Below are 23,317 nucleotides of genomic sequence, written 5' to 3' on the forward strand. Positions count from 1 at the left end.
ACCCGGTAGCGCCTACTGGTTCGCCGCCGCCGAGGCCTGGGCCTCGCCGCGGCGGCGGATCTGGCGGAAGGTGAACTCGGCCAGGTCGTTGCCGGTCTTCTCCACCTGGGTGCTCTTCGTCGTGACGTCCTTGCCGTTGAGGAAACCGGCGGTGGTGAAGTAGGCGTAGCGGCCGTAGGAATTGGTCGTCGTACGGCACACCGCGGCGTTGCAGAACGGCTTGATCCCGTCGCCGGACAGGGAGGCGATGACGCTCTTGTCGTCGGCCTGGCCCTTGGCCTTCCGCGCCTCGGCCTCGGTGTTGAAGACGGCCACGCCGACCGTCACGGCGACGCCGTCCTTCATGTACGACACCCGCATCACGCTGGTGCAGCCGTTGGCGCTGAGGACCTTGCCGAGGGTGCCGTTGGCGTTGGCGGCCGAGGCGCACTTCTTGGTGTCGGCCGTGGCGCCCTTCTTGTAGACCGTCTCGCCCATGGTCAGCTGCGTGCCGGGGAAGAGGATCTCCGCGCTGAGCGGGGCCGTGTCCTTGGTCCGGCTGGAGATGAAGTCCTTCGGGTCCAGCGGCGGCGGGGCGCTGGTCGGGGCGAAGGACGGGTCCGTCGCCGACTGGCTCGGGATGTCCGCCGTCGCGGGCAGCGAGGACGTGGTGGACGCCTCGTCGCCGCCGCCGTCGGCGGAGACCACGGCCATGGCGACGGCGGTGCCTATCGCCGCGGTGGCGAGGGCGCCGCCGACGATGAACAGCAGCTTGCGCCGCCTGTTACGGGTCTCCGATGCCTCGGCGAGGGCCGCCCAGTCCGGGGTCTGGCCGTCGGTGCCGCCGTTCCACGGCTGCTGGGAATTCGGTTTCCAGGGATCCCACTGGGACTGGGGTCCCCCCTGCTGCCCAAAGCTCATGGGGCGCATCATAGAGGGGGGACGGGTGGGGCCGCCGAGGCCGCTCGTTTTGACCCGTCCGGGGTAGCGCTAGTACCCTTCCAGTTTGTTATGCGTATTGGCTAGGTCGTACTTACGCCAGAAGCCCTTACGTAGGTTCCCTGGAGCAGTTACCAGTGGGCGGCATACGGGCAGCGTTTCCCGGCTTCTGTCGTCCCCAGCTGCACGATCGCTTCAAGGATGCCTTGTGTCAGCACCCATCCCTGAAGAAGAAGGCTGAGAAGTGCGTACGTACAGCCCTAAGCCCGGCGATGTGACTCGCCAGTGGCACGTCATTGACGCTCAGGACGTCGTCCTGGGCCGTCTCGCCACCACCGCCGCGAACCTCCTCCGCGGCAAGCACAAGCCGACCTATGCCCCGCACATGGACATGGGCGACTTCGTCATCATCATCAACGCCGACAAGGTGCACCTGTCCGGCAACAAGCGGACCCAGAAGCTGGCGTACCGCCACTCCGGCTACCCGGGCGGTCTGCGTTCGGTCCGCTACGACGACCTGCTCCGTGACAACCCGGAGAAGGCCGTCGAGAAGGCCATCAAGGGCATGGTTCCCAAGAACTCCCTGGGCCGTCAGATGCTCTCGAAGCTGAAGGTCTACTCGGGCGACCAGCACCCGCACGCTGCCCAGCAGCCGGTGCCGTTCGAGATCACCCAGGTCGCGCAGTAGTTCCGGCCACCCCCTAAGACAGAAAAGAAATCTGAGGAGCATCGTGGCCGAGACCACCGCTGAGCAGCCGGTCGAAGAGACCGAGCTGGTCGACATCGACAGCTACACCACCGAGTCGGACGTCCCCGTCGAGGGCGAGTACACCTCCGAGTCGCTCGCGTCCCGCTTCGGCGACCCGCAGCCGGCCGCCGGCCTGGGCCGTCGCAAGAACGCCATCGCCCGCGTCCGGATCGTCCCGGGCACCGGCAAGTGGAAGATCAACGGTCGCACCCTCGAGGACTACTTCCCGAACAAGGTGCACCAGCAGGAAGTCAACGAGCCCTTCAAGGTGCTCGAGCTCGAAGGCCGCTACGACGTCATCGCCCGCATCGCGGGTGGCGGTGTCTCCGGTCAGGCCGGTGCGCTCCGTCTCGGTGTCGCCCGCGCGCTGAACGAGGCCGACGTCGACAACAACCGCGGCCCGCTCAAGAAGGCCGGCTTCCTCCGCCGCGACGACCGTGCGGTCGAGCGCAAGAAGGCCGGTCTGAAGAAGGCCCGCAAGGCTCCGCAGTACAGCAAGCGTTAAGCTTCGCTGCCTGCAGCCCGTACTCGCATACGTTCGCAGTACGCAGTACGTCCGAACGCCCCGGCGGCACGCCACAGTGCCGCCGGGGCGTTCGTTTATCACAGCCGTGGGCGTATAACGGCACAAGACGCTCAAAGGCTTGTGCGATCGGGTGATCCTGGGTGATCTCCGACGGTGATCTCGAAAGTGACGCTTCATCAAGCTTCATCACGCTTCATCAGGAGGACAAGTGGGACGACTCTTCGGCACGGACGGCGTGCGCGGCGTCGCCAACGCGGACCTGACCGCCGAGATGGCGCTCGGTCTGTCCGTCGCGGCGGCCCACGTGCTGGCCGAGGCGGGTACCTTCGAGGGCCACCGGCCGACGGCGGTGGTCGGACGGGACCCGCGCGCGTCCGGGGAGTTCCTGGAGGCCGCCGTGGTGGCGGGCCTGGCGAGCGCCGGCGTCGACGTCCTGAAGGTCGGCGTGCTGCCGACCCCGGCCGTCGCCTATCTCACCGGCGTCCTCGGCGCCGACCTCGGCGTCATGCTCTCCGCCAGCCACAACGCGATGCCCGACAACGGCGTCAAGTTCCTCGCCCGCGGCGGGCACAAGCTCGACGACGAGCTGGAGGACCGGATCGAGGCGGTCTACGAGGCCCACCGGCACGGCGAGCCCTGGGAGCGGCCGACCGGGGCGGGCGTCGGACGGGTACGGGAGTACCTGGAGGGCTTCGACCAGTACGTCGCCCATCTGATCGCCGTCCTGCCGAACCGCCTCGACGGGCTGAAGATCGTCCTCGACGAGGCGCACGGTGCCGCGGCGCGGGTGTCGCCGGAGGCGTTCTCGCGGGCCGGTGCCGAGATCATCACGATCGGGGCCGACCCGGACGGGCTCAACATCAACGACGGCTGCGGGTCCACGCACCTCGGGCTGCTGAAGGCGGCGGTCGTCGAGCACGGGGCCGACTTCGGCATCGCGCACGACGGGGACGCGGACCGTTGCCTCGCCGTCGACCACACCGGTGAGGAAGTCGACGGGGACCAGATCATGGCCGTCCTCGCGCTGGCCATGCGGGAGCGCTCCGCGCTTCGGGCCGACACCGTTGTCGCGACCGTCATGTCCAACCTCGGGTTCAAGCTGGCGCTCGAGCGGGAGGGGCTGACGCTGGTGCAGACGGCTGTGGGGGACCGGTATGTGCTGGAGTCCATGAAGGAGCACGGATACGCGCTCGGGGGCGAGCAGTCCGGGCACGTGATCATTCTGGACCACGCCACGACCGGGGACGGGACGCTCACCGGGCTGATGCTGGCGGCGCGGGTCGCGGAGACCGGGCGGTCGCTGCGGGAGCTGGCCGGGGTGATGGAGCGGTTGCCTCAGGTGCTGATCAATGTGCCGGACGTGGACCGGTCCCGGGTCGGGGAGTCGGCTGAGCTTGCTGCTGCCGTTTCCGAGGCCGAGCGGGAACTCGGGGCGACCGGGCGGGTGTTGTTGCGGCCTTCCGGGACCGAGCCGTTGGTGCGGGTGATGGTCGAGGCCGCGGATATCGATCAGGCGCGGTCTGTGGCCGGGCGGTTGGCTGATGCCGTGAAGTCGGCGCTGGGCTAGGACTGTTCCGGGTTCGGGGTGGGGGGTTCTGTGTGTTGCGGGCTGCGGGTGCGTCGTGGCTGGTCGCGCAGTTCCCCGCGCCCCTTCAGGTACGTCGCCACAGCCACTTTTGAAGAAGCAACGTAAGTGTTCCCGCCAGGACGATTCCCAGCAGGTTCAGCAGGAGTTGTTCCGTCGAGCCCCACGCCTGCTTGTACTCGCTGTAGCTGAAGGCCACCGCCGCGTTCGCCGCTGCCGGGACCGTCGTCACCGAGATGGCCACGCCCACCAGGGCGCCCGACTTGGCCGAGGTGAGGGACAACGTGCCCGCGCAGCCGGCGAGGACCGCGACGACGAACGAGAACCAGTCCGGCCGGTAGATGAAGTTGGTGTTCGGGCGCGGCGCGTCCAGCTGTTCGTCGCTGAAGAGGTGCACGGCGTCCATGAAGAAGCTGAAGCCCACCGTCACCACCATCGCCACCGCGAAGCCCACCAGCAGCGCGATCAGGGAGCGCAGCGCCAGTCGGGGGTGGCGTTGGACGATGGCCGTGCTGAAGGCGGCCAGGGGGCCGAACTCCGGGCCGACGGCCATGGCGCCGACGATCAGGATCGCGTTGTCGAGGACCACACCGCAGGCCGCGATCATCGTGGCCAGGGTGATGAAGGCGAGGTAGGTGACGGAGAGCGTCGACTCCTCGTGGGTGGCGTCGGTGAGGTGGTCCCAGAGGACCGCGTCGGCGCCTTCGCCCGGGGCCTCCTTCTCGGCCTTGTCCGCTCGCTTGGACACGGACAGGTCGATGTTCTCGACCGCGATCGAGCCGGTCCTGTCGAGCCCCAACTCCTGCAATGAGCTGATGAGTTCGTCGCCGGCCTCGCGGGCCACGTCGCACATCACCACGTCCCCGACCGGGTTGCGGGCGGCGCCCGGCACCACGACCAGGTGCGTGGTGCCGACGGTCTTCTCGATCAGGCGGACCACGTCGTCCGTCGTGTCGGACGGCGTGATCAGACGCAGATGCAGCATGACGCCCTTTTTAACAGGCGTCGGTCACCTGTTCACAGCTTGCGCAGACTGAGGCGGCGGACCTTGTGGTCCGGGCCCTTGCGGATGACGAGGGTGGCGCGGCCCCGGGTGGGGGCGATGTTCTCGATCAGGTTCGGCTTGTTGATGGTCCGCCACTGGGTGCGGGCGTAGTCGAGGGCCTCTTCCTCGGAGACCTGGGTGTACTTGCGGAAGTACGAGTTGGGGTCCTGGAAGGCCGTCTGGCGCAGCTTCTTGAAGCGGTTGAGGTACCAGCGCTCGACGTCGTCGGGATTGGCGTCGATGTAGACGCTGAAGTCGAAGTAGTCGGCGAGGCCCACGCGGGTGCGGCCGTCCTTGCCGGGGAGCGCCGGCTGGAGGACGTTGAGGCCCTCGACGATCAGGATGTCCGGGCGGCGCACCACCAGCTTCTCGTCGGGGACGATGTCGTAGATGAGGTGCGAGTACACGGGTGCCGTGACCTCGTCCTTGCCGGCCTTGATGTCGGCGACGAACTTGGTCAGGGCCCGGCGGTCGTACGACTCGGGGAAGCCCTTGCGGGACATCAGGCCGCGCGCCTGGAGCTCCCGGGTGGGGAGCAGGAAGCCGTCGGTAGTGACGCGCTCGACGCGCGGGTGCTCGGGCCAGCGGGAGAGCAGGGCCTGGAGGAGCCGGGCGACCGTGGACTTGCCGCCCGCGACCGAGCCCGCGACCCCTATGACGAACGGGGTACCGGTCTGGGCGCCGGTCTCGCCGAGGAAGGTGTTCAGGGCGCCTCTGAGGCCGTCCGTGGCGCCGACGTAGAGGTTGAGGAGGCGGGAGAGCGGGAGGTAGATGTCCCGCACCTCGTCGAGGTCGATGACGTCACCGAGGCCGCGCAGCCGCTCGACCTCCTCCGCCGTCAGGGGCAGGGGCGTCTTGTCGCGCAGCGCGCTCCACTCGGAACGGGTGAGGTCGACGTAGGGAGTCGCCTCCGGCTTGTTCCGGTGGGCGCTCCGGGGGGTCGAGGAGACCGGAGAGATCACAGTCCATTGTTAACGGAGTTTGAACGGGATGGCGGGTGGGGTCCGTCACGCTCGACCGAGACCCGTACGCCGGTGGCCGTACCCGTGTGCGGCCCGCGTTCGTATGGCCGTGGGAATTTCCGATATCGGGCACGCGGAAGCCCTTTCGGCCGGGCGGGGGTGCGTAGGCTGCCGCGCATGTGCGGAATCGTGGGATACGTGGGGTCGCAGTCGGCGCTCGAGGTCGTGATGGCCGGACTGAAGCGGCTGGAGTACCGGGGCTACGACTCGGCGGGTGTCGCCGTCCTCGCCGACGGGGGGCTCGCCGCCGGGAAGAAGGCCGGGAAGCTGGTCAACCTGGAGAAGGAGCTCGTCGACCGGCCGCTGCCCACCGGCGGGACCGGGATCGGGCACACGCGCTGGGCCACGCACGGCGGGCCGACGGATGCCAACGCGCATCCGCACCTCGACAACGCGGGACGGGTCGCGGTCGTCCACAACGGGATCATCGAGAACTTCGCCGCGCTGCGGGCCGAACTGACCGAGCGCGGCCACGATCTGGCGTCCGAGACGGACACCGAGGTCGTCGCGCATCTGCTCGCCGAGGAGTTCTCCTCCTGCGGGGATCTCGCGGAGGCGATGCGGCTGGTGTGCGGGCGCCTGGAGGGGGCGTTCACGCTGGTCGCCGTGCACGCGGACGAGCCGGGCGTGGTGGTCGGGGCCCGGCGGAACTCGCCGCTCGTGGTCGGGGTCGGGGAGGGAGAGGCGTTCCTCGCGTCCGACGTGGCGGCCTTCATCGCGCACACGCGCTCCGCGATCGAACTCGGGCAGGACCAGGTCGTCGAGCTGCGCCGCGACGGGGTGACGGTCACCGGATTCGACGGCCGGCCGGCCGACGTCCGCTCGTACCACGTCGACTGGGACGCCTCGGCCGCCGAGAAGGGCGGCTACGACTACTTCATGCTCAAGGAGATCGCCGAGCAGCCGAAGGCGGTCGCCGACACGCTGCTGGGGCGCATCGACGCGGCCGGCACCCTGACGCTGGACGAGGTGCGCATTCCGACGAACGTGCTGCGCGAGGTCGACAAGGTCGTGGTGGTGGCGTGCGGTACGGCCTTCCACGCGGGGCTGATCGCCAAGTACGCCATCGAGCACTGGACGCGCGTCCCCTGCGAGGTGGAGCTGGCGAGCGAGTTCCGCTACCGCGACCCGATCCTGGACCCGCGGACCCTGGTGATCGCCATCTCCCAGTCCGGCGAGACCATGGACACGCTCATGGCGCTGCGGCACGCGCGCGAGCAGGGCTCCAAGGTGCTGGCCATCTGCAACACCAACGGCTCGACGATCCCGCGCGAGTCCGACGCGGTGCTCTACACGCACGCCGGTCCCGAGGTCGCGGTCGCCTCGACGAAGGCGTTCCTGACGCAGCTGGTGGCGTGCTACCTGGTCGCCCTGTATCTGGGGCAGGTGCGGGGCACCAAGTGGGGCGACGAGATCGTGGCCGTCGTCCGGGACCTGTCGAAGATCTCCGGCGAGGTGGAGAAGGTCCTGGAGACGATGGAGCCGGTACGGGCCCTCGCGCGGTCGCTCGCCGACAAGAACACCGTGCTGTTCCTGGGCCGGCACGTCGGCTATCCGGTGGCCCTCGAAGGCGCCCTGAAGCTCAAGGAGCTCGCCTACATGCACGCCGAGGGGTTCGCGGCGGGAGAGCTCAAGCACGGGCCGATCGCGCTGATCGAGGACGATCTGCCGGTCGTGGTGGTCGTGCCGTCGCCGCGCGGGCGCTCGGTGCTGCACGACAAGATCGTCTCCAACATCCAGGAGATCCGGGCGCGCGGGGCGCGGACGATCGTCATCGCGGAGGAGGGGGACGACGCGGTGGTGCCGTACGCCGACCACCTGATCCGGATTCCGGCCACCCCGACCCTGCTCCAGCCGCTGGTCGCCACCGTTCCCTTGCAGGTGTTCGCGTGCGAGCTGGCGACGGCCCGGGGCAACGAGGTGGACCAGCCCCGGAACCTGGCGAAGTCGGTGACGGTGGAGTGAGCGGGGCGGTCGCCTCCTCGTAGGGTGCTCGGCATGAGCATCATCGGCGTCGGGATCGACGTGGCGGAGATCGAGCGGTTCGAGGCGGCGCTGGAGCGGACGCCGGGGATGGCACAACGACTGTTCCTGGACAGCGAGTTGCTGCTGCCCAGCGGTGAGCGGCGGGGGATCGCCTCCCTCGCCGCCCGCTTCGCGGCCAAGGAGGCGCTCGCCAAGGCGCTCGGCGCGCCGGCCGGGCTGCACTGGACGGACGCCGAGGTGTACGTCGAGGACAGCGGTCAGCCGCGGTTGCGGGTGACGGGGACGGTGGCGGCGCGGGCCGCGGCGCTCGGGGTGCGGTCCTGGCATGTGTCGCTCAGCCATGACGCGGGCGTGGCCTCCGCCGTGGTGGTGGCGGAGGGGTAGGGCCTGTCCGGCGGATCAGGTCGCAGGACAGCTGCGGCCCCTTATTGACGCTGGTGAGACCCCGCGTCTGCGACATGAGTCGCCGGACAGGCCCTAGTCCGGGGAGACTCGACCCCATGCGTACTGCGTACAGCGTGGAGACGGTCAGGGCGGCCGAGCGGGAGCTGATGGCCCGGTTGCCGGAGGGAACGCTCATGCAGCGGGCGGCGGCCGGACTCGCCGTCGCCTGCGCGGACTTGCTGGGGCGGGTGTACGGCAGCCGGGTGGTGCTGCTGGTCGGGAGCGGGGACAACGGGGGCGACGCCCTGTACGCCGGGGCGCGGCTCGCGCGGCGCGGGGCGGGGGTGAGCGCCGTACTGCTCGCTCCGGAGCGGGCTCATGCGGGCGGCCTCGCGGCGTTGCGGCGGGCCGGCGGTTCCGTGGTGCCGGCGGGGCGCGCGGAGGAAGCGATCCTGCGGGCCGATCTCGTGCTCGACGGCATCGTCGGGATCGGGGGCAAGGGCGGGCTGCGGGCGGACGCGGCGGCACTGGTCGCCGTCGTCGAGCGGTCGCGGGCCGCCGTCGTCGCCGTCGATCTGCCGAGCGGCGTCGACGCGGACACCGGGGAGGTGCGCGGGGAGGCGGTACGGGCCGATCTGACCGTCACCTTCGGGACGCACAAGCCGGGGCTGCTGATCGATCCGGCGCGGGAGTACGCCGGAGTGGTGCGGCTGGTGGACATCGGGCTGTCCCTGCCCGGCGAGGCGGAGATCGAGGCCTTGCAGCACGCGGACGTCGCCGAGCTGCTGCCGGTGCCGGGGGCCGAGAGCGACAAGTACCGGCGGGGGGTGGTCGGGATCGCCGCCGGGTCCGCCCGGTACCCGGGCGCCGCGGTGCTGGCCGTCGCGGGAGCGCTGCGGGGCGGGGCGGGGGCCGTGCGGTACGTCGGGCCGGCCGGGGGCGCGGTCATCGCACGGTTTCCCGAGACGCTCGTGTCGGACCAGGGGCCGGCGAAGGCCGGGCGGGTGCAGGCGTGGGTGGTCGGGCCCGGCGCGGGGGACGACGCGGCGTCCGTGGCGGAGGTGCTGGAGGCGGAGGTGCCGGTGCTGATCGACGCGGACGGGCTGCGGCTGGCGGACCGGGACGCGGTGCGGGGGCGCGGCGCCCCGACGCTGATGACTCCGCACGCGGGGGAGGCGGCGGCGCTGCTGGGGGTCGCCCGGGAGGAGGTCGAGGGGGCTCGGCTGGAGTCCGTGCGGGAGCTGGCGGGGCGGTACGGGGCGACGGTGCTGCTGAAGGGGTCGACCACGTTGGTCGCCGACTCCGGTGGCGGCGCGGTGCGGGTGAATCCGACGGGCACGGGGTGGCTGGCCACGGCGGGGAGCGGGGACGTGCTGTCGGGGCTGACGGGGTCGCTGCTGGCGGCGGGGCTCTCCGCGCTGGACGCGGGGAGTGTGGGGGCGTATCTGCACGGGCTGGCCGGACGGCTCGCGGCGGACGGGGGGCCGGTGGGGGCCGGGGACGTGGCGGGGGCGGTGGGGGCGGCCTGGCGGGATGTGAGGGGGTAGGCGGGTAGGGCGCGGGGCGGCGGGTGGTGGTTGACGCCCGCCGCTCCTCAAAAAGAGTGACCCCGCCGCGCGGCGCCCCCGCCACCACCCCCGCGCACGTTTCTCTGATCGCATGATCAGTAGACATTTCGCCCGTCGAAGCCTGGCCGTCATGATCGTCGCCGTCGCTCTCCTGCCCGTCGGTGTCGCCGCCGCCGAGTCACCGCCGCCGCCCGCTGCCGGGCCCGAGGGGGAGCTGGTGCCCGGGGTTTATCAGCCCTGGCAGATCGACACGCCCGATCAGGTGCTCGCGCCGAAGGTGTACACGCCCAGCGTCGCCGAGGACGCCGTCGAGCCGGCCGACGCCGCCGTGGGGGCGTACGACCTGGTCGAGTACGTGCCGCTCCGGGACGCCGTCGCACGCGTGACGTGCACGAAGTCGACCGGGCCCTTTCAGCGGCAGGTGGAGAAGTGGCTGAAGCGGAAGGTGGACGGGAAGCAGTCCGCCGCCGACTGCAAGGCCATCCGCGCCTTTCAGAAGAAGCAGAAGATCACGCCCGCCATCGGGTTCGCGGGTCCTGTCACCTGGGCGCGGATGCAGTACCTGTCGGCCCGGAAGAATCCCAACGCCGCCAAGAAGTGCCCCGTGCGGTCGTATCGCGTCGCCTGCGTCGATCTCACCCGGCAGATCACCTGGGTGCAGAAGGGGAAGAAGGTCGTCTACGGGCCCGTGCCGATGCGGAGCGGGCGGACCGCGTACCCGACCCGGGGCGGCTGGCACAAGATCTACTGGAAGCACAAGAACCACGTCTCGACGCTGTACCACCAGCCCATGCCCTACGCGCAGTTCTTCGACGGCGGACAGGCCTTCCACGCCGTCTACGGCTCCATCTTCACCACCGTCGGCTCCATGGGCTGCGTCAACCTCCGCCTCGGTGACGCCCGGAAACTGTGGGGCGTGCTGAAGACCGGCGACCGGGTGTTCGTGTGGGGGCGGCGGTCCGGGACGTAGGCGTACGAAGGGGTGTCCGACCCCTCTGAGACACTGGGGGCGCCATGAGTGAGACAGCTGCCCAGTCGAGCGCGCCCCTGCGCGCCCGCGCCGAGATCGATCTGGCCGCCCTGCGGGCCAACGTGCGGACCCTGCGCGCCCTCGCGCCGGGCGCGGCCCTGATGGCCGTGGTCAAGTCCGACGCGTACGGCCACGGGGCGGTGCCGTGTGCCCGCGCGGCCGTCGAGGCGGGGGCGGAGTGGCTGGGTACCGCCACGCCGGAGGAAGCCCTCGCGCTGCGCGCCGCCGGGATCGACGGCGTACGGATCATGTGCTGGCTCTGGACGCCGGGCGGGCCCTGGCGGGAGGCCGTCGAGGCCGGTCTCGACGTGTCCGTGAGCGGGATGTGGGCGCTGCGGGAGGTCGTCGACGCGGCCCGTGCCGTGGGGAAGACCGCGCGGGTGCAGCTCAAGGGCGACACCGGGCTCGGGCGCAACGGCTGTCAGCCGGGTGCCGACTGGGCCGAGCTGGTCGCCGAGGCCCTGCGCGCCGAGGGCGACGGAGTCATCCGGATCACCGGGGTCTGGTCGCACTTCGCCTGCGCCGACGAACCCGGCCATCCCTCCATCGCCGCCCAGCTCTCGACGTTCCGGGAGATGCTCGCGTACGCCGAGCAGGCCGGCGTCCGCCCCGAGGTACGGCACATCGCCAACTCGCCCGCCACGCTGACCCTTCCCGAGGCCCACTTCGACCTGGTGCGCACCGGCGTAGCCGTCTACGGCATCTCGCCCAGCCCCGAGCTCGGCAGCCCGGCCGACCTCGGACTGCGGCCGGTGATGACGCTGACCGCGTCCCTGGCGCTGGTGAAGCGGGTGCCGGGCGGCCACGGCGTCAGTTACGGGCATCACTACATCACCCCGGGCGAGACCACCCTCGGCCTCATCCCGGTCGGCTACGCGGACGGCATCCCGCGGCACGCCTCCGGCACCGGTCCGGTACTGGTCGGCGGGAAGTGGCGGACGGTGGCCGGGCGGGTGGCCATGGACCAGTTCGTCGTGGATCTGGGGGGCGACGAGCCGGCCGTCGGCAGCGAGGCCGTACTCTTCGGGCCCGGAGACCGAGGCGAGCCCACCGCCGAGGACTGGGCGCAGGCGGCGGGAACCATCGCGTACGAGATCGTCACCCGGATCGGAACGCGCGTTCCCCGCGTCTATGTAGATGCGACCGTGTGAGTTCTTTTCGATGTGCGTTCCTTGCGTGTGAGTTCTTCCAGTGTGCGAGTTCTATTAGGTGAATGACGGACGGGCTGGGTAAGCGCCCAGCAGCGAACACCAGTCCGGTGGCCCGGTGAAGAGGAGCGGTACGTGAGCGAGAGCAGTGCGGAGGCCGTCCTTGCCGTCGCTTCCGCCACGGGGGCGGCCGGCAACTGGCGCCGGGCGACCGGACTCGCCGGTGCCGCGATAGGGGTGGTCGCGGCGGGAGCCGCGGCCGGTGTCGCCCTGGAGCGGATGACCGTCGGACGCGGGATGCGCAAGAAGGCGCGGCTCGCCCTGGACTCGGCCGGGCCGTACGGCTCGTTGCGCGGGATGCCCGGCAAGGCGTACGCCGACGACGGCACGGAGTTGTACTACGAGGTCGACGACGTGGAGCCGGAGGGCGGGTCCGCGCCGCGCCGGCGGCGGCTGTTCGGACGGAAGGCGCCGCTGCCCGTCACCGTCGTCTTCAGCCACGGGTACTGCCTGAGCCAGGACTCCTGGCACTTCCAGCGGGCCGCCCTGCGGGGTGTGGTGCGGACCGTGCACTGGGACCAGCGCAGTCACGGGCGGTCCGGGCGCGGGGTGCGGCAGGTGCAGGACGACGTGCCGGTCGACATCGACCAGCTCGGGCGTGACCTGAAGGCCGTCATCGACGCGGCCGCGCCCGAGGGGCCGCTGGTGCTCGTCGGCCACTCCATGGGCGGGATGACCGTCATGGCACTCGCCGACCAGTACCCGGAGCTCATCCGGGAGCGGGTCGTCGCCGTCGCTCTGGTCGGGACGTCCTCCGGGCGGCTCGGCGAGGTCAACTTCGGGCTGCCCGTCGCGGGTGTGAACGCGGTGCGGCGGGTGCTGCCGGGGCTGCTGAAGGCGCTGGGGCAGCGGGCCGACCTGGTGGAGAAGGGGCGGCAGGCCACCGCCGACCTGTTCGCCGGGATCATCAAGCGCTACTCGTTCGCGTCGCGGGACGTCGACCCGGCCGTCGCGCGGTTCGCCGAGCGGATGATCGAGGCCACGCCGATCGACGTGGTCGCCGAGTTCTACCCGGCCTTCACCGACCACGACAAGACCGAGGCCCTCGCCCACTTCAGAGACCTGCCGGTGCTCGTGCTCGCCGGGATCGGGGACCTCGTCACACCCAGCGAGCACAGCGAGGCCATCGCCGGGCTGCTGCCGGACGCCGAGCTGGTGCTGGTGCCGGACGCGGGGCATCTGGTGATGCTGGAGCACCCGGAAGCGGTCACCGACCGCCTCGCCGACCTCCTCACCCGCGCGGGCGCCGTGCCGGCAGGGGCTACGGTTGGCGGTTATGGAAGCAGTACCGCACAGCCCGGTTGAGACCGAGCTGACCGTCACCTCCCCCGAGCAGATGCGCGAGCTGGGCCGGAAGCTGGCCAAGCTGCTGCGCGCCGGGGATCTCGTGATGCTCAGCGGAGAGCTCGGCGCGGGCAAGACGACGCTGACCCGGGGGCTGGGCGAGGGGCTGGGGGTGCGGGGCGCCGTCACGTCCCCGACCTTCGTGATCGCCCGTGTCCACCCGTCCCTCGGTGACGGTCCGCCGCTCGTGCATGTCGACGCCTACCGGCTGGGCGGCGGGCTCGACGAGATGGAGGACCTCGACCTCGACGTCTCGCTGCCCGACTCGGTGATCGTCGTGGAGTGGGGCGAGGGCAAGGTCGAGGAGCTGACCGACGACCGGCTCCAGGTGCAGATCCACCGCGCGGTCGGCGACACCACCGACGAGGTGCGGCACGTGACCCTGACGGGGCTCGGCGAGCGCTGGGCGGCGGCCGACCTGAGCCTGCTCACCGCGTGACAGGCGCCGGTTTCGGTGAACGTTCCGACAAGACGTCGGCAAGTTATTGCTTTCGGCGTCTTGCGCGTGGTCACATGGTATCCAGTTCGTAGTTAGGTCTACCTAACAACGTCCGCCCCCGGTGCTCAGGAGGCGACCATGTCGGCCACGGAACGAGACGAGTCGACGCCGCGCGCGGTGTCCGCGGTACCCATGCGCGACCTGCTGGCGGCCTGCGCCGCGGCGCACACGATCTCGACCCCACCGCGCCTGCCGGACCCCGAGACGGTCAGCCCACCGACCCGGCACCGCGAAGCGGCCTAGCGGATCACGATCACCTTCCGGCCGATCGTCGCGAAGGTCCACATCGCGTTGCCGTCCGGGCGGGTTTCCCGGATGCCGCCCGTCTTCACCGCGGGGTCGGGGGGTGTGGTCGGGGCGGCGACGGCCGCGCTGAAGCCGATCGTCACGTTGTCGGCGGTGGCGAAGCGGACGACGTGCTCGATGGGGGTGCCGTCGGTGCCGGTGACCGTGTTCGACCGGGACGTGACCCGGTAGGAGCCCGGCGCCGGGTCGACCGTGCCGGGGGTGACCTCGAAGGTCCGCGTGACCTTGTCGCCCGCCGCGACCAGCCAGACCCGGTCGTCGTCCACCGAGTACACGACCCGTTCACCCGTTCCGGAACCGGCCGGCAGGGCGGCGGGGTGACGGGTGTCCCGGGGCGCCTTGGCGGCGGCGACATCGGGGGTGGCGCTCGTGCGCGCCCGCCCGAGCGCCGCGGGCACGGTCGCCGAGGCCTGGTAGGCGAGGACACCGACCGTGACGAGGGCCGCGGTGGTCAGTCCGGTGACGATTCCGGCGGAAGTACTGGGCACGGTCGTCCGTCTCTGTGTCGTACGCGGTGATCCCTCGCGACGTTAGCAGTCGGTGAGCGTCCCACCGGGGCGGCGGTGTGCGCGGCGCGGGAGCCGTAGGCTGTTTGCGTGCTCTTGCTCGCTCTGGATACCGCCACCCCCGCCGTCACCGTCGCCCTGCACGACGGAACGGACGTCATCGCCTCCTCGAGCCAGGTGGACGCGCGCCGGCACGGCGAGCTGCTGCTGCCGGCCGTCGACCGCGTCCTCGCCGAGGCCGGGCTGAAGCTCGACGCCGTCACCGGCATCGTCGTAGGGATCGGACCCGGCCCCTACACCGGACTGCGGGTCGGGCTGATGACCGCCGACACCTTCGGCCTCGCGCTCGGCGTCCCCGTGCACGGCGTGTGCACGCTGGACGGGCTCGCGTACGCCACGGACGTCGAGGGCCCCTTCGTCGTGGCGACCGACGCCCGGCGCAAGGAGGTCTACTGGGCGCGCTACGACGACCGCCGCACCCGAGTCACCGGCCCCGCCGTGGACCGGCCCGCCGACATCGCCGAGCAGGTCGCCGGGGTGCCCGCCGTAGGCGCCGGCGCGCTGCTCTACCCCGACATCTTCCCGGACGCCCACGCGCCCGAGCACGTATCGGCCGCCGCCCTCGCCGCGCTGGCCGCCGAGCGGCTCGCCGCGGGCGAGGAACTGCCGGCGCCCCGGCCGCTGTACCTGCGCCGGCCCGACGCCCAGGTCCCCAAGAACTACAAGGTGGTCACCCCCAAGTGACCCCCGTACTGCGTGAGATGCGCTGGTGGGACATCGATCCGGTGTTGGAGCTGGAGAGGGACCTGTTCCCCGAGGACGCCTGGTCGCGGGGCATGTTCTGGTCCGAGCTGGCCCATGCGCGCGGCGCCACGGCGAACCGCCGCTACCTGGTCGCCGAGGAGGACGGACGGCTCGTCGGGTACGCCGGACTCGCCTCCACCGGCGAGCTGGCCGACGTGCAGACCATCGCCGTCGCCCGCGACCACTGGGGCACCGGCCTCGGCGGGCGGCTGCTGACCGAACTGCTGCAGGCGGCCACCGCGTTCGAGTGCGCCGAGGTGATGCTGGAGTGCCGGGTGGACAACGTCCGCGCGCAGAAGCTGTACGAGCGCTTCGGCTTCGCGCCCATCGGCTTCCGCCGCGGCTACTACCAGCCGGGCAACGTCGACGCCCTCGTGATGCGCCTGACCATCGACCCTGCGAGTGAAGAGAAGAACCATGGCTGACGAACCACTCGTCCTCGGCATCGAGACCTCCTGTGACGAGACCGGCGTCGGCATCGTCCGCGGCACCACCCTGCTCGCCGACGCCGTCGCCTCCAGCGTCGACGAGCACGCGCGCTTCGGCGGGGTCGTGCCGGAGGTCGCCTCCCGGGCCCATCTGGAGGCGATGGTGCCGACCATCGAGCGCGCGCTGAAGGACGCGGGCGTCACGGCGAAGGACCTCGACGGCATCGCCGTCACCGCCGGTCCCGGTCTCGCCGGTGCCCTGCTGGTCGGTGTCTCCGCCGCCAAGGCGTACGCCTACGCCCTCGGCAAGCCCCTCTACGGCGTCAACCACCTCGCCTCCCACATCTGCGTGGACCAGCTGGAGCACGGGGCGCTGCCCGAGCCGACCATGGCCCTCCTGGTGAGCGGCGGCCACTCCTCGCTGCTGCTGTCCACGGACATCACGACCGACGTACGGCCGCTCGGCGCGACCATCGACGACGCGGCCGGCGAGGCCTTCGACAAGATCGCCCGCGTGCTGAACCTCGGCTTCCCGGGCGGCCCGGTCATCGACCGGTACGCCAAGGAGGGCGACCCGAACGCGATCGCCTTCCCGCGCGGGCTGACCGGGCCGCGCGACCCGGCGTACGACTTCTCCTTCTCCGGGCTGAAGACGGCGGTCGCCCGCTGGATCGAGGCGAAGCGCGCGGCCGGCGAGGAGGTGCCGGTGCGCGATGTGTCGGCCTCCTTCCAGGAGGCGGTCGTGGATGTTCTGACGCGGAAGGCTGTGAGGGCCTGCCGCGACGAGGGTGTCGACCACCTCATGATCGGCGGCGGCGTCGCGGCCAACTCCCGGCTGCGGGCGCTGGCCCAGGAGCGCTGCGAGGCGGCCGGTATCCGGCTGCGCGTCCCGCGGCCCAAGCTGTGCACGGACAACGGGGCGATGGTGGCCGCGCTCGGCGCCGAGATGGTCGCCCGCAACCGGCCCGCCTCCGGCTGGGACCTGTCGGCCGACTCCTCGCTGCCGGTGACCGATCCGCATGTCCCCGGGCACGACCACGTCCACGAGGTCAGCAAGGAGAACCTGTACTCGTGACGGTCGCGTTGATGTGGGAGGCGCGGGCCGTCGAGGGCCGGGGCGAGGAGCTGCTGGCCTGGGCGCGGGCCCAGGAGCTGGAGGTGCCTCCGCTGCGCCGGGAGACGTTCCGGGCGCCGCAGGACCGCGTGCTGGTGATCACCTGGTGGGACGCCGAGTTCGACGCCGTACTCCCCGAACTGCCTGAGCCGGACGGGGAGTTGGTGTCACGGGCCGTGCATCGGTGGCGGTTCGAGACGGTGGGTTAGAGTTCCGGGGCGAACAGGGCCCACTCCGCGGTCGACAGGGTCGCCCACGCGAGGGTGTGGCCGACCACGGCGAGCAGGGTGCCGTCGCCCAGCCAGAAACCCGCTGCGAAGCCGAAGACGGTGCCGTACGCCGTGGCGGGCCAGGCCTGCCGCCGCCATGCGTGGGCGGGGGCTTTCCGGAGGCCGGCGAAGGTCAGGGGGGTTGGTTGCCGATGGCGCAGCCGGCCCACCGGGACCAGGCGCGTTCCGTCCGGCAGGACCGCCACGGCGGTGCGGTCGCCGTGGACCGTCACGGAGGTGCCGTCTCCGTGCTCGGCGAGCGCGGGGTGCCACATCACGCGCTGCCAGTGCCGGTCGTCCAGGACGAGCCACGGCGTCCTCGCGACCTGCCAGGGGAAGGATTGGGCGCGCGTCCCGATCCGCACGTCGGCCGTCATGGAGCGGCCCGGGCGGCGCGCCACGTACCGGAAGGTCAGGCCGCGGCGGGCCCAGGCGGCGCAGAGGGCGACGACGAAGAGCGCGGCGATGACAGCGGAGGCGATGAGGGCGTCCTCGTCCAGGGGGGCGGGGCCGAAAGTCCCTTGCTCGTAAGGGCGGGCGCTGGGGTTCTTCTGGGTGGGGTCGTACTCCAGGCGGAAGATCATGTACCTGGAGTAGGGGTACGACTCGGCGGCGGGCACGAAGCGTTGGACGTGCGAGTGGAATCTGTTGTCCGTCCAGCGAACTCGGACCTCGTCGCCGGGGGTGGGGGCGTCCCGCAGGATGAGACCCGTGGCGTATGCGCGATGCTCGCGGTAGTGATCCCGCGCCCGGTCGTTGACGTACACGTTCCCGGCCAGCCATGCGACCAGCAGGGCGTACCCCACGACCGTGACGGTCAGACCGAACACGGCCACGCGAAGGGCGGGTCCGGTTCCCCGTGCGTTCATGGCATCCCCCGTCGCCCACCCTCTGAGGCGTCGGAGGATTCTGGCACGGGGAACCGGTGTTCGCCCCCTCCGTGATCAAGCTGTTTCCCGTACCTCCGTCTCGCAGCGCAGCCTGCGGTCGGCGCCCGGCTCGCGCACCGGGCCGGTCAGCGTCAGCCGGGCGGTGTGGCGTACGTCCGCGCTGGAGGCCGCCAACCGCAGTTCCAGGGCGCCGGGTTCGACGATCCGGCGGCCCTTGCGGTCGGTGAACGCCGAGTGGTCGGCGTGGAAGCGGAAGGTCACGCGTCGCCGCTCGCCGGGGGCGAGTTCCAGGCGCTGGTAGCCGATCAGGCGGACGTCCGGGCGGGTCACCGAGGCCACCGGGTCGTGCAGGTACAGCTGGACGACCTCGGCGCCCTCGCGGTCGCCGGAGTTGCGGACGGTGACGCTCACCTCGTACGAGCCGTCGGTCGTGATCTCCGCCCCGGTCGCGTCCGACTCCCACGCGAACGTCGTGTACGAGCGGCCGTGCCCGAAGGGGTACAGCGGGGTCGGGTCCAGGTTGCTGACCTCGCCCGCGAGGCCCAGCGGGGGCTGGAGGTAGGTCCAGGGCTGGCCACCCGGCTCCCGCGGGACGCTGACCGGCAGCCGCCCGGAGGGGTTGACGCGGCCCGACAGCACTCCCGCCACCGCCGGGCCGCCCTCCTCTCCCGGGAAGAAGGCCTGCACGGACGCGGCGAGCCGGCCGTGCCAGCGGCCGAGCGCGTACGGCCTCCCGGTCAGGAGAACGAGGACGACGGGCACCCCGGTGGCGACCAGCGCGTCCAGCAACTCGCCCTGCACGCCCGGCAGTCGCAGGTCGGTCGCGTCGCAGCCCTCGCCCGAGGTGCCCCGGCCGAACAGGCCGGCGCGGTCGCCGAGGACGGCCACACAGACGTCCGCCTCCGCGGTCCGCGCCACCGCCTCCTCGAAACCGCCGGTGTCGGGGGTGTCGACCCCGCAGCCCTCGGCGAACGTCACCTTGGCGTCCGGGAGTTCGGCGCGCAGCGCCTCCAGGACGGTCGGGATCTCGATGCCCATCGGGATGTCGGGGTGGTGGGTGAGGACGTGGGACGGGAAGGAGTAGCAGCCGAGCATCGCCAGGGCGTCGGCCGCCCGCGGGCCGACCACCGCGATGCGCGTGTCGGGGGAGAGGGGCAGGACCCCGTCCGGGTTGTCCAGCAGGACCACCGACTCCTCGGCGAGGCGGCGGGCGAGCGCGCGGTTCGCCGTCGAGTCGAGGTCGATGCGGCCGGTGGGCTCGGGGGTCCAGTCCTCGTCCAGCAGGCCCAGTTCGCACTTCTGGATCAGGACGCGGCGGGCGGCGCGGTCGATGAGCGCCTCCGGGATCTCGCCCGCCCGCACGGCCTCCAGCAGGGGCTTGCCGTAGCACTTCAGCGTGGGCAGTTCGACGTCGAGGCCCGCCGCGAGGGCCGCGTGGGCCGCCTCCGCCTCGGTGCCCGCGACCCGGTGCTGGCTCTGCAGGAAGCCGACGCCGAAGTAGTCGGCGACCACTGTGCCCGTGAACCCCCATTGCTCGCGCAGGAGTTCGGTGAGCAGGCCCGGATCGGCGGAGGCCGGGATGCCGTCCGTGTCGGTGTACGCGGCCATCACCGAGCGCGCCCCGCCCTCGCGCACGGCCAGCTCGAACGGCGGCAGCGTCACATCGGCGAACTCGCGCACCCCCGCCCGGACGGGCGCCAGATTGCGGGCGCCCGCGGAGGACGCGTACCCGGCGAAGTGCTTGAGCGTGGCCACCACGCCCGCCGACTCCAGGCCGCGGACATAGGCGGCGCCGACCGTGCCGACCAGGTAAGGGTCCTCGCCGATGGTCTCCTCGACCCGTCCCCAGCGCGGGTCGCGGACGACGTCCAGGACGGGGGCCAGGCCCTGGTGGACCCCGACCGCGCGCAGGTCGTGGCCGATGTGCCGGGCCATCTCCTCCACGAGCGGCGGGTCGAAGGCGGCGCCCCAGGCGAGCGGCACCGGATAGGCGGTCGCCTGCCAGGCGGTGAAGCCGGCGAGGCACTCCTCGTGCGCGAGCGCGGGAATGCCGAAGCGGCCCGCCTGAGCGATACGGCGCTGGGCGCGGGCCAGTGCCTGCGCGCCCAGCGCCGGGTCCACGGGGGCGGTGCCGAAGGGACGGGTGAGCTGGCCCAGACCGTGGGTGATCAGCTCGTCCCAGTCGTAGTCGGCGGTCATCTCACGTTGCAGCGGGGCGACGCCGTCGCCGTCGGTGCTGGCGCCCACCCATACGCCGTACAGCTGGGCGGTCTTCTCCTCCAGGGTCATCCGGGAGAGGAGGTCGTCGACGCGGGCGGCGGCGGTCAGGGCGGGGTCACGCCAAGGCGCGGTGGTCATGAAACTCCTGTCGGGTCGAACGACCTCTCACGAAGGGTTCGCACGAACGTCTCTCGCGAATGTTTCGATATGTAATCCGAATGTTTTGGGAACCTAGGCCGGTGAGAAGGGTTCGTCAAGAGGTCGCGCAGGGATACGATCGCCGCCATGACACCCCCGGAGCCCGGTGAAACCCGGACAGCAGGACGCTCGACGCAGACCGCGACGCTCGCCGAGATCGCCCGTGAGGCCGGCGTCTCGGCGCCGACTGTTTCGAAGGTCCTCAACGGCCGGGCCGACGTAGCCCCGGCCACCCGTACCCGAGTGGAAGAACTGCTGCGTGCGCACGGCTATCGCCGGCGACGGGCCGAGGCCAGCCGTTCCCCCCTCATCGACCTGGTCTTCCACGAGCTGGAGAGCGCCTGGGCGATGGAGGTCATCCGGGGTGTGGAGAACGTGGCGCGGGACGCCGGGCTGAGCGTGGTGCTCAGCGAGAGCGCGGGCCGGCTCACCCCCGGGCGGACCTGGGCCGACCAGGTCGCCGCCCGCCGGCCGCACGGCGTCATCCTCGTGCTGTCCGGCCTGGACGAGTCCCAGCGCGCCCTGCTGACCAGCCGTTCCATCCCGTTCGTCGTCATGGACCCGGCCGGCGACCCGGGCGCCGACGTGCCGTCCATCGGCGCCACCAACTGGCAGGGCGGCCTCGCGGCCACCCGGCACCTGGTCGAACTCGGCCACACCCGGATCGGCGCCATCAGCGGCCCGTCCCGGATGATGTGCAGCCGCGCCCGCGTCGACGGCTACCGGGCCGCGCTGGAGACCGCCGGACTGCCCGTCGACCCCGCCCTGATCAAGACCGGCGACTTCCACCACGAGGCCGGCTACCGGCTGGGCCTGGACCTGCTGCGCCGCGAGAACCGGCCCACCGCCGTCTTCGCCGGGAACGACCTCCAGGCGCTCGGGCTGTACGAGGCCGCCCGTGAGCTGGGGCTGCGCATTCCGGAGGACCTGAGCGTCGTCGGGTTCGACGATCTGCCGGTCGCGCCCTGGGTGGGGCCGCCGCTGACGACCGTACGGCAGCCGCTCACCGAGATGGCCGAGGCCGCGGCGAAGCTGGTGCTCGACCTCGCGCGCGAGGAGGGCACGCCGGCGGCGACGCGGGTGGAGCTGGCCACGAGCCTGGTGGTGCGCAGCAGTACGGGGGCGCCCCCGGCGGCTTAGGGGTCGTCTCCGGCGGCTCAGGGGTCGCCTCCGGCGGTTTGACGGCCGTAAGGCGGTGCGGTGGCCGTAAGGCGGTTCGGTGGCCGTAGGGGAGAGCTGTTGCTGTATTGACGCGTGTGTCGTGGCGCCCCACACTGCCCCGAAGCCAATCGGTTGTTCGACCGAAACTTTCGGAGGCACCCGCAATGAGATCTCTGAGAACCGGCTTATCCCTGGCGTCCCTCCTCGGGATGCTCGGCACCCTCCTGCTCACGGCGCCCGCGGCACACGCCGCCGACACCCCGCTGCGCGACCTCGGCACCGCCAAGGGCAAGGTCATCGGCACCGCGGTCACCGGCTCCAAGCTCACCGGGAGCTACGGCGACATCGCCGGGACGCAGTTCAGTTCGCTCACCCCCGGCAACGCCATGAAGTGGGGCTCGGTCGAGCCGAGCCGGGGCAGCTTCAACTGGGCCGAGGCCGACCAGATCGTGAACTTCGCCGAGGCCCACGGCCAGCAGGTGCGCGGCCACACCCTGGTCTGGCACAACCAGAACCCGGACTGGCTGACCAACGGCACCTGGACCCCGGCCCAGCTCGGCACGCTCCTCGACGACCACATCGCCACCGAGGCCGGCCGCTACAAGGGCCGGATCGCCGCCTGGGACGTGGTCAACGAGGCCTTCAACGAGGACGGCACCTACCGTCCGACGCTCTGGTACAACGGCCTCGGCTCCGGCTACATCGCCCGGGCCCTGACCGCCGCCCGCGCCGCCGACCCGGCCGCGAAGCTCTACATCAACGACTACAACGTCGAGGGCGTCAACGCGAAGAGCACGGCCCTGTACAACCTGGTCAAGTCCCTCAAGGAACAAGGGGTTCCCGTCGACGGGGTCGGTCTCCAGGCCCATCTCATCCTCGGCCAGGTGCCGTCCACGCTCCAGCAGAACATCCAGCGCTTCGCCGACCTCGGCGTGGACGTGGCGATCACCGAGCTGGACATCCGGATGGCCCTGCCCGCCGACACCGCCAAGCTCGCCCAGCAGAAGGCCGACTACAAGGCGGTCACCGCGGCCTGCGTGGCCGTCCCGCGCTGCGTGAACCTCACCGTCTGGGGCTTCACCGACTCCGACTCCTGGGTCGACAGCACCTTCCCGGGGTACGGGGCGGCGACCCCGTACGACGCCGGCTACGCGCCCAAACCGGCCTACTACGGCATCGCCGAGGCGCTCGGCGGGACGACGACACCGCCTCCGACGGGGGCGTGCACGGCGGCGTACAGCGTGCCGAGTCAGTGGAACACCGGGTTCACCGGGAACGTGACGATCTCCTGCTCGGGTGCCTCGCTGTCGTCCTGGAAGGTGACCTGGACGTACGGCGCCGGGCAGCGGATCACGCAGGCCTGGAACGCGACCTGCACCCAGTCCGGCGCGGCGGTCAGCTGCGTCAACGCGTCCTACAACGGGACGGTCCCGGACGGCGGCTCGGTGACCTTCGGGTTCAACGCGAACTGGAGCGGGAGCAACCCGGTGCCGACGGTGACGCTGGGCTGAGAAAAGTGAGATTTTCCGAAGAAAGCTGACTGAGGCAGCGCCCTCGT

Annotated in this window: 23 protein-coding genes; 17 read left to right on the forward strand and 6 right to left on the reverse strand. The window is 71.5% G+C overall.

Annotated elements, in window-relative coordinates; translation table 11 throughout:
* Positions 1 to 12 precede the first annotated feature (12 nt).
* Positions 13 to 900, reverse strand: a complete 888-nt coding sequence (locus ACFUO4_RS20015; RefSeq protein ID WP_079308673.1) for a hypothetical protein — start codon at positions 898 to 900, stop codon at positions 13 to 15.
* A gap of 262 nt (positions 901 to 1,162) precedes the next feature.
* On the opposite strand from ACFUO4_RS20015, the gene rplM reads away from it, so the two are divergent.
* The 3 genes from rplM (at position 1,163) to glmM (ending at position 3,759) form a co-directional block, all read left to right on the forward strand.
* The gene (rplM, locus tag ACFUO4_RS20020; protein WP_059192890.1) at positions 1,163 to 1,606 is read left to right on the forward strand and encodes a 50S ribosomal protein L13; all 444 of its coding nucleotides are present in this window, start codon (positions 1,163 to 1,165) and stop codon (positions 1,604 to 1,606) included.
* Positions 1,607 to 1,649: 43 nt separating this feature from the next.
* A complete protein-coding gene (gene rpsI, locus ACFUO4_RS20025) occupies positions 1,650 to 2,171 on the forward strand; it encodes a 30S ribosomal protein S9 (protein ID WP_059192889.1) in 522 nt (173 codons plus the stop codon).
* Positions 2,172 to 2,400: 229 nt separating this feature from the next.
* Positions 2,401 to 3,759, forward strand: coding sequence for a phosphoglucosamine mutase (gene glmM / locus ACFUO4_RS20030; RefSeq protein ID WP_079308646.1), 1,359 nt, complete (start codon positions 2,401 to 2,403; stop codon positions 3,757 to 3,759).
* 85 nt (positions 3,760 to 3,844) lie between these two features.
* Here the strand turns inward: glmM and ACFUO4_RS20035 are convergent, their stop codons facing one another.
* Positions 3,845 to 4,762 carry a DUF389 domain-containing protein gene (locus ACFUO4_RS20035; protein ID WP_383486411.1) on the reverse strand — a complete coding sequence of 306 codons (918 nt, stop codon included), beginning with the start codon at positions 4,760 to 4,762 and terminating at the stop codon, positions 3,845 to 3,847.
* A gap of 32 nt (positions 4,763 to 4,794) precedes the next feature.
* Complete coding sequence (gene coaA, locus ACFUO4_RS20040) at positions 4,795 to 5,784, reverse strand: type I pantothenate kinase (protein ID WP_079308644.1); 990 nt, start codon at positions 5,782 to 5,784, stop codon at positions 4,795 to 4,797.
* Between the two features lie 177 nt (positions 5,785 to 5,961).
* Here coaA and glmS point away from each other — a divergent pair, with 177 nt between their 5' ends.
* From glmS to ACFUO4_RS20080, 8 genes are all read left to right on the forward strand, one after another.
* Positions 5,962 to 7,809 (forward strand): glutamine--fructose-6-phosphate transaminase (isomerizing), encoded by a 1,848-nt coding sequence (gene glmS / locus ACFUO4_RS20045; protein WP_383486414.1) that lies wholly within the window; start codon positions 5,962 to 5,964, stop codon positions 7,807 to 7,809.
* Between the two features lie 33 nt (positions 7,810 to 7,842).
* Positions 7,843 to 8,214 carry a holo-ACP synthase gene (locus ACFUO4_RS20050; protein WP_256786375.1) on the forward strand — a complete coding sequence of 124 codons (372 nt, stop codon included), beginning with the start codon at positions 7,843 to 7,845 and terminating at the stop codon, positions 8,212 to 8,214.
* A 116-nt stretch (positions 8,215 to 8,330) separates the two neighbouring features.
* Positions 8,331 to 9,761, forward strand: coding sequence for an NAD(P)H-hydrate dehydratase (locus ACFUO4_RS20055; protein WP_383486418.1), 1,431 nt, complete (start codon positions 8,331 to 8,333; stop codon positions 9,759 to 9,761).
* Positions 9,762 to 9,873: 112 nt separating this feature from the next.
* Complete coding sequence (locus ACFUO4_RS20060) at positions 9,874 to 10,752, forward strand: L,D-transpeptidase family protein (protein ID WP_383486420.1); 879 nt, start codon at positions 9,874 to 9,876, stop codon at positions 10,750 to 10,752.
* Between the two features lie 44 nt (positions 10,753 to 10,796).
* Positions 10,797 to 11,963, forward strand: coding sequence for an alanine racemase (alr, locus tag ACFUO4_RS20065; RefSeq protein WP_383486423.1), 1,167 nt, complete (start codon positions 10,797 to 10,799; stop codon positions 11,961 to 11,963).
* A 132-nt stretch (positions 11,964 to 12,095) separates the two neighbouring features.
* The gene (locus ACFUO4_RS20070; protein ID WP_383486425.1) at positions 12,096 to 13,325 is read left to right on the forward strand and encodes an alpha/beta fold hydrolase; all 1,230 of its coding nucleotides are present in this window, start codon (positions 12,096 to 12,098) and stop codon (positions 13,323 to 13,325) included.
* Positions 13,297 to 13,803: a tRNA (adenosine(37)-N6)-threonylcarbamoyltransferase complex ATPase subunit type 1 TsaE gene (gene tsaE, locus ACFUO4_RS20075; protein ID WP_079308642.1), complete on the forward strand. Its 507-nt coding sequence runs from the start codon at positions 13,297 to 13,299 to the stop codon at positions 13,801 to 13,803. Before ACFUO4_RS20070 ends, tsaE begins: the two co-directional genes overlap by 29 nt.
* Positions 13,804 to 13,941: 138 nt before the next feature.
* Positions 13,942 to 14,106 (forward strand): hypothetical protein, encoded by a 165-nt coding sequence (locus ACFUO4_RS20080; RefSeq protein WP_179143335.1) that lies wholly within the window; start codon positions 13,942 to 13,944, stop codon positions 14,104 to 14,106.
* On the opposite strand, the gene ACFUO4_RS20085 is transcribed toward ACFUO4_RS20080, so the two are convergent.
* Entirely contained in the window at positions 14,103 to 14,657 is a 555-nt protein-coding gene (locus tag ACFUO4_RS20085) for a hypothetical protein (protein WP_079308641.1), read from the reverse strand. The two genes, ACFUO4_RS20080 and ACFUO4_RS20085, sit on opposite strands and share 4 nt — an antisense overlap.
* Positions 14,658 to 14,765: 108 nt before the next feature.
* Between ACFUO4_RS20085 and tsaB the strand changes: the two genes are divergently transcribed.
* Genes tsaB through ACFUO4_RS20105 form a run of 4 tightly spaced genes read left to right on the forward strand, consistent with a single transcriptional unit; the run spans position 14,766 to position 17,230 of the window.
* Positions 14,766 to 15,419, forward strand: a complete 654-nt coding sequence (gene tsaB / locus ACFUO4_RS20090) for a tRNA (adenosine(37)-N6)-threonylcarbamoyltransferase complex dimerization subunit type 1 TsaB (protein ID WP_383486430.1) — start codon at positions 14,766 to 14,768, stop codon at positions 15,417 to 15,419.
* 17 nt (positions 15,420 to 15,436) lie between these two features.
* Positions 15,437 to 15,904, forward strand: coding sequence for a ribosomal protein S18-alanine N-acetyltransferase (gene rimI / locus ACFUO4_RS20095; protein ID WP_079308672.1), 468 nt, complete (start codon positions 15,437 to 15,439; stop codon positions 15,902 to 15,904).
* A complete protein-coding gene (tsaD, locus tag ACFUO4_RS20100; RefSeq protein ID WP_383486433.1) occupies positions 15,897 to 16,982 on the forward strand; it encodes a tRNA (adenosine(37)-N6)-threonylcarbamoyltransferase complex transferase subunit TsaD in 1,086 nt (361 codons plus the stop codon). The genes rimI and tsaD overlap by 8 nt, the downstream gene beginning before the upstream one ends.
* Positions 16,979 to 17,230 carry a hypothetical protein gene (locus ACFUO4_RS20105; RefSeq protein WP_383486436.1) on the forward strand — a complete coding sequence of 84 codons (252 nt, stop codon included), beginning with the start codon at positions 16,979 to 16,981 and terminating at the stop codon, positions 17,228 to 17,230. Before tsaD ends, ACFUO4_RS20105 begins: the two co-directional genes overlap by 4 nt.
* Here the strand turns inward: ACFUO4_RS20105 and ACFUO4_RS20110 are convergent.
* Together ACFUO4_RS20110 and ACFUO4_RS20115 are read right to left on the reverse strand one after the other, a co-directional pair.
* Positions 17,227 to 18,159 (reverse strand): hypothetical protein, encoded by a 933-nt coding sequence (locus tag ACFUO4_RS20110; protein ID WP_383486439.1) that lies wholly within the window; start codon positions 18,157 to 18,159, stop codon positions 17,227 to 17,229. The two genes, ACFUO4_RS20105 and ACFUO4_RS20110, sit on opposite strands and share 4 nt — an antisense overlap.
* Before the next feature lie 75 nt (positions 18,160 to 18,234).
* Positions 18,235 to 20,538 carry a glycoside hydrolase family 3 N-terminal domain-containing protein gene (locus ACFUO4_RS20115; RefSeq protein ID WP_383486442.1) on the reverse strand — a complete coding sequence of 768 codons (2,304 nt, stop codon included), beginning with the start codon at positions 20,536 to 20,538 and terminating at the stop codon, positions 18,235 to 18,237.
* 147 nt (positions 20,539 to 20,685) lie between these two features.
* Between ACFUO4_RS20115 and ACFUO4_RS20120 the strand changes: the two genes are divergently transcribed.
* On the forward strand, positions 20,686 to 21,738 hold the full coding sequence (locus ACFUO4_RS20120) for a LacI family DNA-binding transcriptional regulator (RefSeq protein ID WP_383486445.1): 1,053 nt from the start codon (positions 20,686 to 20,688) through the stop codon (positions 21,736 to 21,738).
* 185 nt (positions 21,739 to 21,923) lie between these two features.
* Positions 21,924 to 23,270 (forward strand): endo-1,4-beta-xylanase, encoded by a 1,347-nt coding sequence (locus ACFUO4_RS20125; RefSeq protein ID WP_079308637.1) that lies wholly within the window; start codon positions 21,924 to 21,926, stop codon positions 23,268 to 23,270.
* Positions 23,271 to 23,317 lie beyond the last annotated feature (47 nt).

This window comes from Streptomyces sp. NPDC057280, from assembly GCF_042668605.1.
Classification (GTDB): domain Bacteria; phylum Actinomycetota; class Actinomycetes; order Streptomycetales; family Streptomycetaceae; genus Streptomyces.